This window comes from Bradyrhizobium iriomotense, from assembly GCF_018129405.1.
GTDB lineage: Bacteria > Pseudomonadota > Alphaproteobacteria > Rhizobiales > Xanthobacteraceae > Bradyrhizobium > Bradyrhizobium iriomotense_B.
Genome location: NZ_JAFCLP010000004.1, coordinates 332,818 through 347,419, shown reverse-complemented (window position 1 = coordinate 347,419; position 14,602 = coordinate 332,818). Strand labels below are relative to the sequence as shown.

The following is a 14,602-nucleotide window of genomic DNA, read 5'->3' as shown; positions in this document are numbered from 1 at the left end:
CACCAGAAGCCGCCGAGACCCGGTCGCCACTTCGTGATCGGCTTATGATTGCGAACTATTAGATAGTCTCCTATCTAATTTGGATGGCTCCGTCGCAGGCTCATATCCACGCCGAAATCGGCCGGCTCATCGCGCGCCTGGGCCGGATGTGGCGGCGCGAGTCGGATTCTGCGCTGTCCGAGCACGGCCTGTCCTATGCGACCGCGATTCCGCTTCTGGTGCTGTCGCGCCAGGGCGAGAATGTCCGGCAAGGCGTGCTCGCGGATGAACTCGGCATCGAGGGGCCGTCGCTGGTGCGCCTGATCGATCTGCTTCAGGCCGAGGGTCTGGTCGAACGCCGGGAAGATCCCACCGATCGTCGTGCCAGAACGTTACATCTGACGAGAGCAGGCGCGGCCAAGGTCGAAGAGACCAACCGGGTGCTGCGCCGGGTGCGGGCCAGCCTGCTGAAGGATATCGGGCCCGAGGAACTTGCGATAACATTCGACACTCTTCAGCGCATCGAACAGCGGGCCGGTCGCCTGCAAGACGCCAAGATTGGTCTCGAGGCGAAATAGCCATGCGCGCAGATGAGCCGTTCCTGGTCCGCCACGCGGACCTCATCTTTGCTTTGAAGACGTTCGCCGCGTCGATGCTGGCGCTCGTCATCGCGCTCGCGATGGACCTGCCGCGGCCCTATTGGGCGATGGCGACCGTCTATATCACCTCGCAGCCGCTGGCGGGGGCAACCAGCTCGAAAGCGTTCTTCCGCGTGATGGGCACGCTGGTCGGTGCCGTCATGACGGTGGCGCTGGTGCCGAACCTGATCGACGCGCCGGAGCTGCTCTGCCTCGCCATTGCGCTCTGGGTCGGGCTTTGTCTCTATCTGTCGTTGCTCGACGGCACGCCGCGCAGCTATGTGTTCATGCTGGCCGGATACACGGTGGCGCTGATCGGTTTCCCGGCGGTCTCCGAACCCGGCGCCATCTTCGATACCGCGGTGGCGAGGCTCGAGGAGATCTCGCTCGGCATCATCTGTGCCAGCCTGGTCTCGACGATCGTCTTTCCTCGCAGCGTCGCGCCTGCGGTCGCCCACCGCGTCGACACCTGGCTATCGGACGCGCGCCGTCTCAGCCAGGTCGTGCTGCTGCGCGAGGGCACCAAGGAGACCCGCCGCGGCAAGCGCCTCAAGCTCGCGACCGATATCGTCGAGATCGACACGCTCTCCACCCATCTTGCCTATGACCGGCTGACCGACCGCAACGCGGTGACGGGCCTTGGCGAAATCCGGCTTCGGATGTTGACGCTGCTGCCGGTGATCGCTTCGATCGAGGATCGACTGGCCGCACTGGGCGAGGAAGCCTTGAGACGGCAGCCCGAGCTGAGACAGCTGCTCGATGATCTTGCGCAATGGATCGTGAGCGACGTCAGCGCACGGCAGCCGGCCAACCGGATCCGTGCCGCGATCGCGACGCAGCAGGCGATGCTCGACGACAGAGCCGACTGGGAGCGGATCATCATCACCAGCCTGCTGTCGCGGCTGCGCGAGCTCGTCGACCTCTCGCGCGACTGCCGTGAGCTGACCGAGGCGATCGCCGAGAACCGCAACGTCTCGGCTCTCGATCTTGCATTCCATTCCGAGGCCGGCGCCGCGCCTGCGCGCCACAGGGATCGCGGCCTTGCGCTGTGGTCGGCGGCCGGCGCCGCCACGGCCATCCTGATCAGCTGCGCGTTCTGGATCGGCACCGGTTGGCCGGACGGTGCATCGGCGCCGATGATGGCCGCGGTCGCGTGTTCATTCTTTGCCGCACAGGACGAGCCGGCGCGCTTCATCCGCAGCTTCGGCCTGTGGTCGCTGGTCGCGATCGTCGTCGTTGCTGTCTATTTGTTCGCGCTGGTGCCCGCGATCTCCCATATCGAGGTCCTGATCGTCGCGCTGGCGCCGACCTTCCTGCTCTATGGCTTCCTGATCAGCCGGCCGGCGACGGCGGGCACCGGCATGGCGCTCGCGGCGAACACCGCGACGCTGCTGGCGCTGCAATCGACCTACAGCGCGGATTTTGCGGCCTTTGCCAACTCCGCCGTCGCCTTCTTCATCGGCGTCGTCATCGCCGAGCTGGTGACGCGGATCGCGCGCGGGGTGGGTGCCGAATGGATCGCCAACCGCCTGGTGCTGTCGAACTGGAAGGCGCTCGCGGTCGCCGCCGAACGCCGCGGCAAGCGCGACCGCGCGGAGTTCGCCGGCCTCATGCTCCACCGGCTCGGGCTCCTGGTGCAGCGTATCGCGTTTCTCTCGGAGAGCGACCGCCGCGACGCCGACAGTCTGGCCCAGCTCCGCATCGGCATCAACATCATCGACCTGCGCCGCGCCCGCTACGGGCTTGCAGCATCCACCATTGCCGTCATCGACGACATGCTCGATCAGCTCGCGATGGCCTGCCGCAGCTATGCGGGGAATGGAATGCCGAGCGAGCTGCTGACGAACGTCGACCGGGCGCTGGCCCAGGCGGTGAAGGATCCCAATGACAGTGCGCGCGAAGACGCGCTGATCGGCCTCGTCGGCATCCGCCGCGGCCTGTTCCCGGACGCGCCGGCCTATCGGCCGCGCACAGAGAGCGTTGCGGCATGAGATATGTGATCGACATCTACGGCGTGCTGGTGCCGGCGCTGCTGCTGTGGATCATCATCGCCTACGTCCTCAGCGCGCTGCTGCGCCGGCTGATGCAACGCTTCGACCTCTACCGGCTGGTCTGGCACCGCGCGCTGTTCGATTTCGCGATTTTCGTCTGCCTTCTCGGCGGCGTCGTCTATCTCTCGGAGTACCTCACATGAAGGGCAATCTTGCCTGGCTCGGCCGCATCGCGCTGACCGTCCTTGCCGTCGTCGCCGCGCTCGTCGTTGGCCGCGAGCTCTGGGTCTACTACATGGAATCGCCCTGGACCCGAGACGGCCGCGTGCGCGCCGACGTGGTCCAGGTCGCGCCCGATGTCTCCGGCTTCGTCACGGAGGTGCTGGTTAGGGACAACCAGAAGGTCCGTCGCGGCGATGTTCTGTTCCGGATCGACCGCGAGCGCTTCGCGCTGGCGCTGCGTCAGGCCGATGCGTCGGTTGCCGGTCATCAGGCGACGCTCGACCAGGCCAATGCCGATCTGAAGCGCTACAGCACGCTCACGACCGATGCGGTGTCGCAGCAGAAGCAGGAGCAGGTGCTGGCCACCCAGCTGCAGGCCAAGGCGGCCTTCGATGCGGCCGTCGCCGACCGCGCCGTGGCCCAGCTCAACCTCGACCGCAGCGAGGTCCGAGCCTCCGTGAACGGCGTGATCACCAACATGGATCTGCGCCCCGGCGCCTATGTCACGGCCGGGAAGGGCGTGATGGCGCTGGTCGACACCGACACGCTGCACGTGGAAGGCTATTTCGAGGAGACTAAGCTCGCGCGTATCCGCATCGGCGACAGGGTGCAGGTCCGCCTGATGGGCGAAAAGACCACGCTCACGGGTCATGTCGAAAGCATCGCCGCCGGCATCGAGGATCGCGATCGCGCGGAAGGCGCCAGCATGCTCGCCAACGTCAACCCGACCTTCAGCTGGGTGCGGCTCGCGCAACGCGTGCCGGTGCGCATCGCGCTGGATAATGTTCCGGGTAACGTGCCGCTGGTCGCCGGCCGCTCCGCGACGGTGGAGGTATTGGACTAACGCAGCAAGCAGATGATTGCGCTTGGCCTGGGGAAAGCCGGCGACAGACGTTTCAATGCCAAATCGTAAGGCTAATCCTGACTCGCCTGTGTTGAGTCGGGGGACTGTATGGGCGTTTGGTTGTTAGTCCTGGCAGCATGCGTCGTCGGCGCGTTGCTCCTTTTGGCGTTCTGCCGATAGCGCCGATAGCAGATGCAATTGTTGCCGCGAAGCATCAGCGAGCCGCGGAATAGCGGTTCCGGACCGATGGTTTTTGACTGTGCATGGATGAACGCGTTCACTTCCGGGATCGGAGGCGGACGTGAGCTGGTTGTTAGTGTTTCTCATTGCCGCAAGCGCAGTCGTTCTGATCGCCCATGCGGTTGACGCGATGCGTTCTTGATACGGCCTGTGACTCGGTTTCGTCGGTAGTTCGGTAAGCGCCGAAAATGTTCCGAGGCGGGCGAACGTCAATTTGAGGAACCTGGCCCTGCGAGCCAAGGTTGTCACATCAGGAGGAATACGATCATGCTTGCGTTCTATCTGCCGTTCATCATTTTCGGAGCGATGCTCGAAGCGATTTCGAATCAGAATGTATCTGCGCCCATCGAGGAGCCGCCAAGCTTCGACTAGACGCCGATCCCCCAGCGCAGTCTCTAGTACTGACGCGCCGGCGTCGGCTTAGACATTCGAATATTTCTTCAGCTCGAACCGCGCGATCTGGTTCCGGTGCACCTCATCCGGCCCATCCGCAAGGCGCAACAGCCGCGCCGTCGCATAAGCCTGCGTCAAGCCGAAATCGTTCGACGTGCCGCCGCCACCGTGCGCCTGGATCGCCCAGTCGATGATCTGGCAGGCCATGTTGGGGACGGCGACCTTGATCATCGCGATCTCGGCTTTCGCCACCTTGTTGCCGACCGTGTCCATGGCATAGGCGGCGTTGAGCGTCAGCAGCCGGGCCTGCTCGATCATGATGCGGGCTTCCGCGATGCGCTCCTGCGTCACCGTCTGCTCCGAGACCGGCTTGCCGAAGGCGATGCGGCTGCGGACGCGGCGGCACATTTTTTCCAGCGTGCGTTCGGCAAGGCCGATCAGGCGCATGCAGTGGTGGATGCGGCCGGGTCCGAGGCGCCCCTGCGCGATCTCGAAGCCGCGGCCTTCGCCGAGCAGCACGTTTTCCTTGGGCACACGCACATTGGTGAAGACGACTTCCGAGGCCCGATCAGGCACGCCGTAGAAGCCGAACACGGGCAGTGGTCGCTTCACTTCGATGCCCGGCGTGTCCATTGGCACCAGGATCATGGATTGCTGCTTGTGGCGGTCGGGATTGTCGGGATCGGTCTTGCCCATGAAGATGCAGATCTTGCAGCGCGGATCGGTCGCATTGGTCGTGTACCATTTGCGGCCGTTGATGACGTAATGATCGCCGTCGCGCACGATCGAGCTCTCGATATTGGTCGCATCGGATGATGCGACCGCAGGCTCGGTCATGGCGAAACAGGAGCGGATTTCGCCCGCGAGCAGCGGCTTGAGCCAGCGCTCCTTGTCCTTCTCCGAACCGTAGCGCTCGAGCACCTCCATATTGCCGGTGTCGGGCGCCGAGCAGTTGAAGACTTCGGGCGCAAGATGCGAGCGGCCCATCACCTCGCAAAGCGGGGCATATTCGAGATTGGTGAGCCCGGCGCCGTGGCTGGATTCCGGCAGGAACAGATTCCAGAGACCTTCCGCGCGCGCCAGCGGCTTCAGCTCCTCGACGACGGGATAGACCTTCCACGGTCCGAACTCCTCCGCCTCGCGATAGAAGCGTTCCTCGTTCGGATAGATGTGCCGGTCCATGAAACTTTCGAGCTTGCGCTTGAGCTCGACGACTTTGGGCGACATCGGATAGAGCATCTCTGGTCTCCTTGATCGATCAGCAGCCGCGCCTAGGCGATTTCGAGGTAGTCCGGCCCGGGCAGTGTCGGGAAGGGCGCCGTCGGCAGCGTCTGGTACCAGAACGCAACCGAGGCAATGTCGTCCTGCAATGGAAGATATTTTCCGTCTTTGGCGCCGGGCAGCCAGCCCAGCGCTTGGATGGTCACGCGCAGATCGCTCCGGAAGCGCACGGGATCGGGGATGTGCCAGCGATAGAGGCCAAAGCGTTGCTGGGATTGGTAGACGCCATCGGGGCGGATCACTTGCGGCAGGCCGGCATAGGGCGTGGTGAATTCCTGGTAGCGCGATTGCTGGAAGGGGGCCTGGCCGGCATGGGCGACATGGGGATCGAAATTGTAGGCGCCGCAGAAATAATCCTCGGTGCCGGTGCCGCAGATGGTCGGGAACGCGCCGTCGCCGTCGATGAAGAATTTGATCTCGCCTTCGCCCCACCAGCCGTTGTTGTGAACGCCCCAGGCCATGTAGGTGCCGACATAGTGGCCCGCGCCCTCGACGCCATCGAGGATGGTGTAGACCTCCTTGTACGGCAGCGGGTTGGTGCGGCGGAACTGCGCATGGAAATAGGCGCAGTCCTCAGGCACCTCGGTCAGGGTATAGTTGATCTGGTAGTAGATCGTGATCTGCTCCTCGCTGCGGTTCTCCAGCGTGAAGTGCGCGCGCTTGCGGAAGGGCATTTCCCAGTAGCAGTTGAAGGCCCGGCCGGGATTGACGCAGACCGCAAGCGAGGAGACCTGCGCGAACTCCTCCCAGCCGCAGGCGAAGAAATCGCCGGCCGGGCATTCCACGCTCGGCAGCGTCTGGTCGTCCCAGTAAACGCGCAGGATCGAATGGCGCAGCCGTCCGCGCGCCAGCGTCATCCAGATCTGCTGGATCGCGCCCTGGCCCTCGATGTCGGCGAGCGTGAAGGTCGCGCCGGGCTCGATCACGACGTAAGGCGAGACCTTCCAGCCCTGGCCGAGATCGCGGGCCTGACGCGCCGCGGGGCCGTCGATGGACATGCCGCCCTTGCCCTTCTCGCCGGTGAAGTTCTCCGGGCTGATCGAGCGCGTCAGCGCATTCGACAGACGCGACAGATTGCCGAGATGCATGCCCAATCCGGAAAACGTCATGATGTCCTCGATCCAAGGTGAGCGAGGCCTCGATATATCGCTCCCGAACTGACCAAAACATGAAGACCGCGCACGGAATTTGTCCGCACGCGGTCGAGAGGCGTCACGCGACGCGATACTCCCTAAATTTCTCGCGCAGCGCCGACTTGAGCACCTTGCCGGTGCCGGTCATCGGGAATTCGTCGAGGAATTCGACGGCGTCCGGCAGCCACCAGCTCGCGATCTTGGGCCGCATGTGCTCGAGCAGCGTCTTGCCGTCGACGGTCGCGCCCTTCTTGCGGACGACGAGGAGCAGGGGGCGCTCCTGCCATTTCTCATGCGCGATGGCGACGACGGCAGCTTGCAGCACGTCGGGATGCGACAAGGCGATATCCTCGAGCTGGATCGAGGAGATCCATTCGCCGCCGGACTTGATCACGTCCTTGGAGCGGTCGGTGAGGGTGACGTGGCCCTGTGGGTCGATCACGGCCATGTCGCCGGTGATCAGCCAGCCGTCGCGGTCGAGGCCTTCCTCCAACTTCATGTAGCCGGAGGCGACCCAGGGCCCGCGCGCACGTAAATGGCCGACGGTCTTGCCGTCGCGCGGCAGCTCAACGCCGGCATCGTCGACAATGCGCAAATGCGTGCCGAAACAGGCGCGGCCGGAGACCTGACGCCGATCGAACTTCTCCTTGTCGCTGAGATGCTCCGAGCCCGGCCGCAGGCCCGGCATCGAGCAGCCCAGCGCTTCGGTCATGCCCCAGGCCTGGATGTAGTCGACATCGTATTCGCGCTTGAGCTTTTCGACCATGGCGCGCGGCGGGGCCGAGCCCGACGACAAGGTCGCGCGTAGCGTGGAGAACTTGTTGCCGGTCCGCCCGAGCCAGTCGAGCAGGATCAGCCAGAAGCTCGGCACGCCCGCCGACAGCGTCACCTTCTCGCCTTCGAGCAACTCGTACAGCTTGTCGGGCTCGTAGTTGCGGCCGGGCAGCACCAGCTTCGAGCCGGTGTAGGGCGCCGTGAACGGCATGTTCCAGCCATTGCCGTGGAACAGCGGCGCCATCGGCATCATCACCTCGCGCACGCCTTCGACATGGCCCGGCAGGAAGTCGAAATTGCAGCAGGTCATGGTCTGCAGGATCGCGGCGCGGTGCGAATAGATCACGCCCTTGGGATTGCCCGTCGTGCCCGAGGTGTAGCAGATGGTGGAGGCGGATTTTTCGTCGAACTCCGGCCAGGCAAAGCCGGCGTCGTTCTCCTGTCCCAGTAATTCCTCGTAGCAATGCACATTGGCAAGAATCGTCTCCGGCATCCGCTCGCGCGATGACATCACGACATAGGCTTCGACCGTCTTCAGCTGCGGCGCGATTGCTTCCACGATCGGCAGCGTGGCGCGGTCGACGAACAGCAGGCGGTCTTCGGCGTGGTTGATGATGTAGACGAGCTGCTCGGGAAACAGCCTGGGATTGACGGTGTGCAGCACGTAGCCCATGCCGGGCGCCGCATAGAACATCTCGAAATGCCGGTGCGTATTCCAGGCCAGCGTGCCGACGCGGTCGCCTTGCTTCATGCCGAGCCGCTTCAAGGCCAGCGCCATGCGCTTGATACGCGGATGGGCATCCGCATAGGTGTAACGATGGATGTCGCCCTCGATCTCGCGCGCGACGATTTCCGCTTCGCCGTGATAGTCGGCGGCATACTGGATCAGGCCGCTGATCAGCAGCGGCATGTCCATCATCAATCCCTGCATGGTCTCCTCCGGATTGCCACGTCGTTGCATGGCGTAGGCTTGTGATTTGCGCGGAGGGTAGCGGAACGTCACGCGGCGTTCACGCAAAAAACAGCGGACGTGATTGCATGCGTCACTTTTTCGGGGCTAACGTGCGGTGAGCCGCCGGCGAAGCAGCGTCCGCCGTGGAGGAAATGAATGTCAGCGGAAAGACACAAGACCGGCACAGCCGGCGCAGCTACGGTCGATGTTTCCGCCCTGCGTGCGCGCTATCGTGACGAGCGCGACCGCCGTCTGCGCGCCGAGGGCAAGGCGCAGTATGTCGAGGTCGCCGGCGAATTCGGCCGCTATCTCGACGATCCCTGGGCCGATCCCGGCTTTGCGCGCCAGGCTGTCAGCGAACAGACCGAGGTGATGATCGTGGGCGGCGGCTTTGGCGGCCTGCTCTGTGGTGCGCGCCTGCGCGAAGCGGGCATCGAGGATTTTCGTATCGTGGAAAAGGCCGCCGATTTCGGCGGTACCTGGTACTGGAATCGCTATCCTGGAGCTGCCTGCGATACCGAGAGCTATATCTATCTGCCGCTGCTGGAAGAGACCGGCTACATGCCGGTGCGAAAGTATGCGCGGGCGCCGGAGATCTACGAGCACTCGCGCCGCATCGGCCGTCACTTCTCGCTCTATGAGCGCGCGCTGTTTCAGACCGTCATCTCGCGCATGGAATGGCAGGAGCAGGAGGCGCGCTGGCTGGTCGAGACCGATCGCGGCGACCGCATCCGCGCGCGCTTCGTCATCTTGGCTGGCGGTCCGCTGAGCCGCCCGAAGCTGCCGGGCATTCCCGGCATTGAGAGCTTTAAGGGCCACAGCTTCCACACCAGCCGGTGGGACTATGCCTACACCGGCGGCACGGCCGAGGGCGGCCTCACCGGACTTGCCGACAAGCGCGTCGGCATCATCGGCACCGGCGCTACCGCCGTGCAATGCGTGCCGCATCTCGGCCGCTCCGCGAAGGAGCTCTATGTCTTCCAGCGCACGCCATCGGCGATCGGCGTGCGCGACGACCGGCCGACGGATCAGGCCTGGGTGCAGGGCCTCAAGCCCGGCTGGCAGCGCGAGCGCATGGACAATTTCACCGCCGTGATCTCGGGTGAGCCGTTCGAGCGGGACCTGGTTCAAGACGGCTGGACTGGCCTGCTCGGCGAGATCCTGCTGGCGCCGCGCCGGCAACCGCAGCCGGTGTCCTCGATGGAGGAGGCGCTGAAGGTCATCGAGCAGGCCGACTATCGCAAGATGGAGGAGATCCGTGCCCGCGTGGACGCTGTCGTAAAGGACGAGGCGGCCGCGGCGGCGCTAAAACCCTGGTACAAGGCATTCTGCAAGCGCCCGTGCTTCCACGACGAATATCTCGACACTTTTAATCAATCCAACGTGCATCTCGTCGACACCAAAGGGCAGGGCGTCGAGCGCATCACGGAGAACGCCGTCGTCGTCGACGGCAGGGCCTACGAGCTCGACTGCCTGATCTACGCCAGCGGTTTCGAGGTCGGCACCGATTACGCCCGCCGCATGGGCTTTGAGGTCTATGGGCGCGACGGCATCAGCCTGTCCGAGCGTTGGCGCGACGGCGTCAAGACGATGCACGGCTTCTACAGCCGCGGCTTTCCGAACAGCTTCCTGATCGTCACGGTGCAGGCGGGCCAGAGCGCGAACTTCCCCCACATCATCGACGAGCAGTCGCAGCACATCGCCTATGTCGTCGATCAGGCGCGCAAGCGCGGCGCGAGGACGCTGGAGCCGACGCTCGCCGCCGAGAACGCCTGGGTCGAGGAGGTGGTCAAGGCCGCGATCGGGCGCCAGACCTATCTCGCCGAATGCACGCCCGGCTATTACAACAATGAAGGCGTGTTCGATCCCATTGCGGCCAGAAACAGCCAGTACTGGCGCGGGCCGGTGGCGTTCCTGCGGATGCTCGACAGCTGGCGCAAGGAGGGCAATTTGGACGGATTGGAATTGACTTACGGGACCGCCGCGGAGGCCCGGGCTTGAGCGACATGATCCCGGCGCCGACAGGCGCCACGCGGCTCTACGTCATCGTCGGCGAGCCCATCGCGCAGGTGCGCTCGCCAGCCGGCGTGAGCGCCGCCTTTGCCGCGCGCGGGCACGACGGCATTCTCGTGCCTGTTCAAGTGGCGCCAGGGGATTTGGCCGATTTCCTCTCGGTGGCGACGCGGCTGAAGAACCTCGACGGCATCGTCGTGACCATCCCGCACAAATTCGCCTGCTACCAGGCTTGTGCGAGCGCGACGGAGCGCGCGCATTTCCTGCGCACCGTCAACCTCATGCGCCGGCGTCCCGACGGCGCATGGCATGGCGACATGGTGGACGGCCTCGGCTTCGTCGGCGCGGCGCGGGCGAGGGGGATCAACCCTGCGGGAATGCGGGCGCTGCTTGTCGGAGCGGGCGGTGCCGGATCGGCGATCGCCCTTGAGTTGGTCGAGGCCGGCGTCCGCGAGCTTGCGATCCACGACAGCACCACCGAGCGGCGCGACGCACTGGTCGGCCAGCTCAACAGAGTTGGCAAGGCATCGGTGCGGATCGGCTCCGGGGATCCGGCCGGCTTCGACTTCGTCGCCAATGCCACGCCCGCCGGAATGAAGGATGGCGACCCGCTACCGGTCGACGTCGCGCGGCTTGCACTGTCGACCTATTGCGGCTGCGTCATCACCAAGCCTGAAGTGTCGCCGTTCATTGCAGCCGCCCGCAGGATCGGTTGCGTGACCGGGACCGGTACGGACATGTACCAGCAGCATCAGAGCATCATGGTGGATTTTCTGCTGGGGGCGGAGGGGGCGTAAGGCGCCGGTGTCAAGGGCCTTGCCTGGATTGATTGTACCTGTCGGGACTTGAGCGATCGCAACGGGCGTAGGATCATGCGCTCGCACGAGCCGGTCGTGCATCAAGGGAGAGGAACGGGCAATGGTCATGGGCAGGACAGTCGCAACCGCGGTGATTGGCGCGACCGCGCTGCTTCTCTCGCTGCCTGTGGCCAAGGCCGCGCAATGCGGCAGCTCGTCGGCCGGCTTCGAGGCCTGGAAGCGCGAGTTCAGCGCGGAGGCGCAAGGAAAGGGCATCGGCCCCACCGCGCTCTCGGCGCTGATGCAGACCAATTACGCCAGCGCCACTATTGCCGCCGACCGCGGCCAGCGCAGCTTCTCGCTGACGCTCGATCAGTTCCTCGCCAAGCGCGGCGCCACCACCATCGTCGCCAAGGGACGGCAGCTCAAGCAGTCGCAGGCCGCCTTGTTCGCATCGATCCAGCAGCGTTACGGTGTCCCGCCCGGGCCGCTGATCGCGATCTGGGGCATGGAAACCGGCTTCGGCAGCCAGCGCGGCAACCAGAACATGCTCTCCTCGATCGCGACGCTCGCCTATGACTGCCGCCGTCCCGAATTCTTCACCGACCAGCTCTATGCCGCGCTGAAGCTGATCGACCGCGGCACCCTGTCGGGATCAACCCGCGGCTCCATGCATGGCGAGGTCGGCCAGACCCAGTTCATGCCCAAGAACATCCTGGCCTATGGCACCGGCAATCTCGAGGTTGCCGCCAATGCATTGAACTCGACGGCCAATTTCCTCAAGGCCCACGGCTGGCGTGCGGGAGCCGGTTACCAGCCGGGCGAACCGAATTTTGCGGCGATCGAGGCCTGGAATGCCGCCGGCGTCTATCAGAAGGCCATCGCGCTGATGGGCCGGCAGATCGACGAGGGGGGAGGGGCGGCGGCGTCGCGGTGACGAGCGCCCTGTTTCGAACGAGGCTTCGGATTCTTGTTTTGAGGCGTTTTCTATGCGCGAACCGGCGTCCACTTCGCTCGAAAACGCTCTTGCTCAGCAAGGCGTGATGCGTCGGCGCGAGAAAGTTGTTGCCTTCGGGAACCGACGGCACGAGGTTTGCTTTGATCCGTTTCAGGGCTGGGCATGAGGAGACTCAACTATGGCAACCCAGATCGTGATGGACCAGACTGGCGACACCCGCCACGAGTTTGATCCTGGCAATGCCGAAGCGCTGGCGCGAGCCGAACGGCGCTTTCGGGAGCTGACCGGAGCCGGCTTCACCGCCGCGCTCCGAACCGGACCCGGCGAAGTCACCCGTATCAAGTCGTTCGATCCGACCGCGCAGGAAACGCTGTTCTATCCTCGCCTGGTCGGCGGCTGATCTGAGCTGCTCATGTTCGCGGCACTCCGGTTCCGCGCGCCCGCGCGTGCGCGCCTGCACGCGCTGCGCGAACTCTACCGGCGCTTCTTCGGCGAGAATACGCCCGATGCGCGGGGGCGCCGGCTTCTGGCCGAATGGCTGACGCCGGAGCAACGGGCGCAGTTCGAGCAGCACCGGTATTTCGATGTCATCGGCTGCGATACCGGCAAGAAGTATCGCATCCATTATGGCACGGCCGCCAACGTCCACGAGGTCGACGATGCCGGTCACGCGACGATGGGCTGGTGCTTCGTCCCCTCAGGCTTCCTCGTGCCGGGCGACGTGATGCTCGCGCAGAAGATCGCGCTCGAGACGGAGGAAAAGGCCGCGCTCGCGCTCGCCAACAGGTTTCCGCCGGCGACGCATTCAGAGCACTTTTACCGGCGGCCGTTTTAGGACGCCGGTGCGGGGTACTTAGTAATGCGTGGTGCGATAGGCATCCAGCGCATGCGCCGCAAAGATGCCGATGCTGCAAAGGGCGAGAAGGGCGGAGATCAGCTCGATCATAGCTCGTCCTCCCGTAGCGGCTGCGCGACGAGGTTCTGGCAGCAGGCATAGTCGTAGATCAGGTCAAGGAGGAATTGCATGGTGGCCGTCCCTGTATTTATTTTGACAACGACTTAACCGGCGATCTGTTTCAGGCGTGTTTCGTCGCATCGGGAAAGAGGTTTCGCGGGGGAACCCCGGGCTGGTTTGTGCGCGGCGGACCCGTTACATCGCAATTTGGCTAAATCCCATTAGCCGCGCGCCCCCGGCAGCGGCGCACCATATTGCGAGGCAGAAATCATGGCGCAGGTCGAGTGGTTCGACGATCTCACCATCGGAATGCGGTTCAAATCCCCGGAAATTCAGGTCACCGAGGCCGACATCAAGCGTTTCGCCGCCGAATACGATCCGCAGCCGATGCACCTCGACCATGAGGCGGCGAAGGACACCCTGTTCAAGGGCCTCGCTGCCTCGGGATGGCACACCGCCGCGATGGCCATGAAGCTCGCGATCCAGACCCGCCCGTTCGGCCCGCATCCGCTGATCGGCGCCGGTGTCGACGGGCTGCGCTGGACCATGCCGGTGCGGCCCAACGACCGCCTGCATCTGGTCGGGGAGGTCATGAGCCTGACGCCCTCGAAGTCGAAGCCGCAGGGCATCGCGCTGGTGAAATGGACGATGTTCAACCAGAACGGCGAGGAGGTTTACACCTTCACCCCGATCGCGATCGTGCCGCGACGGGGGTAGGACGGCCGCTGGCCGTTCGCCTCGCACGCTGGCGGAGACCCTTGCGAGCCGCCGGGAGAGGTGGTCATCTCGGCGTGGGGAACGCGCTGGAGGCTGACATGAGACGATTTTTTCTTGCCGCCGGAATTCTTGCAGGCGCGTTGGGCGCAGCCGCCCTGAGCGCAAGGCCCGCGCTTGCGCAACAATCCAAGGTCGGCGACTGGACCATCGAGAAGCGTACCCAGGACACGCATTGCAATGCGAGCCGCGGCTACAAGGACAAGGAGGACGAGAACCGCGACTACGTCATCGTCATCACCTACTCCGACAAGGCGATCGTGATCGTGATGATCTACGACGGCTGGGAATGGGACAAGGTCGGCGAGATCCTCCGGGCCGATGTCGGCACCGATGACGCCGACATCATGAGGAAGGCGAAGTGGGAGGTCATGGACAAGACCACCGTGCGCGGCATCTTCGAGTACGACCAGTCGATCATGGACCGGCTCGCGAAGGCCAAGCGCCTCACGCTCGATTTCGAGGACGATGACGAGGACAGCATCGAGATGCAGATCCCGCGCGCCGGCGAGGCGCTCGCCGCGCTGAAGTTCTGCGAGGAGAACCGGAAATAACTTGCCGGCGCCGGCCGTCAGGATCGGCGTGATCGCCTTTCACCGCGTCAACGAGACGGTCTTTCGCAAGACCGTGCTCGTTCTGTTGCTGGTGTCGGGGATTT

General features: G+C 64.5%; 14 protein-coding genes. 11 read left to right on the top strand and 3 right to left on the bottom strand.

Features of this window, described 5'->3' with window-relative positions; translation table 11 throughout:
• Positions 1–83 precede the first annotated feature (83 nt).
• The 4 genes from JQ592_RS13080 to JQ592_RS13065 are packed head-to-tail and all read left to right on the top strand — an operon-like array spanning position 84 to position 3,674.
• Positions 84–557, top strand: a complete 474-nt coding sequence (locus JQ592_RS13080) for a MarR family winged helix-turn-helix transcriptional regulator (RefSeq protein WP_211403256.1) — start codon at positions 84–86, stop codon at positions 555–557.
• Positions 558–559: 2 nt separating this feature from the next.
• The gene (locus tag JQ592_RS13075; protein WP_211403255.1) at positions 560–2,608 is read left to right on the top strand and encodes an FUSC family protein; all 2,049 of its coding nucleotides are present in this window, start codon (positions 560–562) and stop codon (positions 2,606–2,608) included.
• Positions 2,605–2,811: a DUF1656 domain-containing protein gene (locus tag JQ592_RS13070; protein WP_211403254.1), complete on the top strand. Its 207-nt coding sequence runs from the start codon at positions 2,605–2,607 to the stop codon at positions 2,809–2,811. The genes JQ592_RS13075 and JQ592_RS13070 overlap by 4 nt, the downstream gene beginning before the upstream one ends.
• On the top strand, positions 2,808–3,674 hold the full coding sequence (locus JQ592_RS13065; RefSeq protein WP_211403253.1) for an efflux RND transporter periplasmic adaptor subunit: 867 nt from the start codon (positions 2,808–2,810) through the stop codon (positions 3,672–3,674). Before JQ592_RS13070 ends, JQ592_RS13065 begins: the two co-directional genes overlap by 4 nt.
• 660 nt (positions 3,675–4,334) lie before the next feature.
• Here JQ592_RS13065 and JQ592_RS13060 read toward each other — a convergent pair.
• The 3 genes from JQ592_RS13060 to JQ592_RS13050 all read right to left on the bottom strand — a co-directional run bounded on the left by JQ592_RS13060 (position 4,335) and on the right by JQ592_RS13050 (position 8,426).
• On the bottom strand, positions 4,335–5,546 hold the full coding sequence (locus JQ592_RS13060) for an acyl-CoA dehydrogenase family protein (protein WP_211403252.1): 1,212 nt from the start codon (positions 5,544–5,546) through the stop codon (positions 4,335–4,337).
• Positions 5,547–5,578: 32 nt separating this feature from the next.
• On the bottom strand, positions 5,579–6,697 hold the full coding sequence (locus tag JQ592_RS13055; protein ID WP_211403251.1) for a glycoside hydrolase family 172 protein: 1,119 nt from the start codon (positions 6,695–6,697) through the stop codon (positions 5,579–5,581).
• Positions 6,698–6,800: 103 nt separating this feature from the next.
• Positions 6,801–8,426 carry a long-chain fatty acid--CoA ligase gene (locus JQ592_RS13050; RefSeq protein ID WP_211403351.1) on the bottom strand — a complete coding sequence of 542 codons (1,626 nt, stop codon included), beginning with the start codon at positions 8,424–8,426 and terminating at the stop codon, positions 6,801–6,803.
• 177 nt (positions 8,427–8,603) lie between these two features.
• Between JQ592_RS13050 and JQ592_RS13045 the strand changes: the two genes are divergently transcribed.
• From JQ592_RS13045 to JQ592_RS13015, 7 genes are all read left to right on the top strand, one after another.
• Positions 8,604–10,448 (top strand): flavin-containing monooxygenase, encoded by a 1,845-nt coding sequence (locus JQ592_RS13045; RefSeq protein WP_211403250.1) that lies wholly within the window; start codon positions 8,604–8,606, stop codon positions 10,446–10,448.
• A 5-nt stretch (positions 10,449–10,453) separates the two neighbouring features.
• Positions 10,454–11,257, top strand: coding sequence for a shikimate dehydrogenase family protein (locus tag JQ592_RS13040; RefSeq protein ID WP_211403350.1), 804 nt, complete (start codon positions 10,454–10,456; stop codon positions 11,255–11,257).
• A 121-nt stretch (positions 11,258–11,378) separates the two neighbouring features.
• The gene (locus JQ592_RS13035; protein WP_211403249.1) at positions 11,379–12,194 is read left to right on the top strand and encodes a lytic murein transglycosylase; all 816 of its coding nucleotides are present in this window, start codon (positions 11,379–11,381) and stop codon (positions 12,192–12,194) included.
• Between the two features lie 199 nt (positions 12,195–12,393).
• Positions 12,394–12,615 carry a hypothetical protein gene (locus JQ592_RS13030; protein WP_028135731.1) on the top strand — a complete coding sequence of 74 codons (222 nt, stop codon included), beginning with the start codon at positions 12,394–12,396 and terminating at the stop codon, positions 12,613–12,615.
• A gap of 12 nt (positions 12,616–12,627) precedes the next feature.
• Positions 12,628–13,050, top strand: a complete 423-nt coding sequence (locus tag JQ592_RS13025; protein WP_211403248.1) for a hypothetical protein — start codon at positions 12,628–12,630, stop codon at positions 13,048–13,050.
• A 390-nt stretch (positions 13,051–13,440) separates the two neighbouring features.
• Positions 13,441–13,887 carry a MaoC family dehydratase gene (locus tag JQ592_RS13020; RefSeq protein ID WP_211403247.1) on the top strand — a complete coding sequence of 149 codons (447 nt, stop codon included), beginning with the start codon at positions 13,441–13,443 and terminating at the stop codon, positions 13,885–13,887.
• A 98-nt stretch (positions 13,888–13,985) separates the two neighbouring features.
• Positions 13,986–14,498, top strand: a complete 513-nt coding sequence (locus JQ592_RS13015; RefSeq protein WP_211403246.1) for a hypothetical protein — start codon at positions 13,986–13,988, stop codon at positions 14,496–14,498.
• The last annotated feature ends 104 nt before the right edge of the window (positions 14,499–14,602 follow it).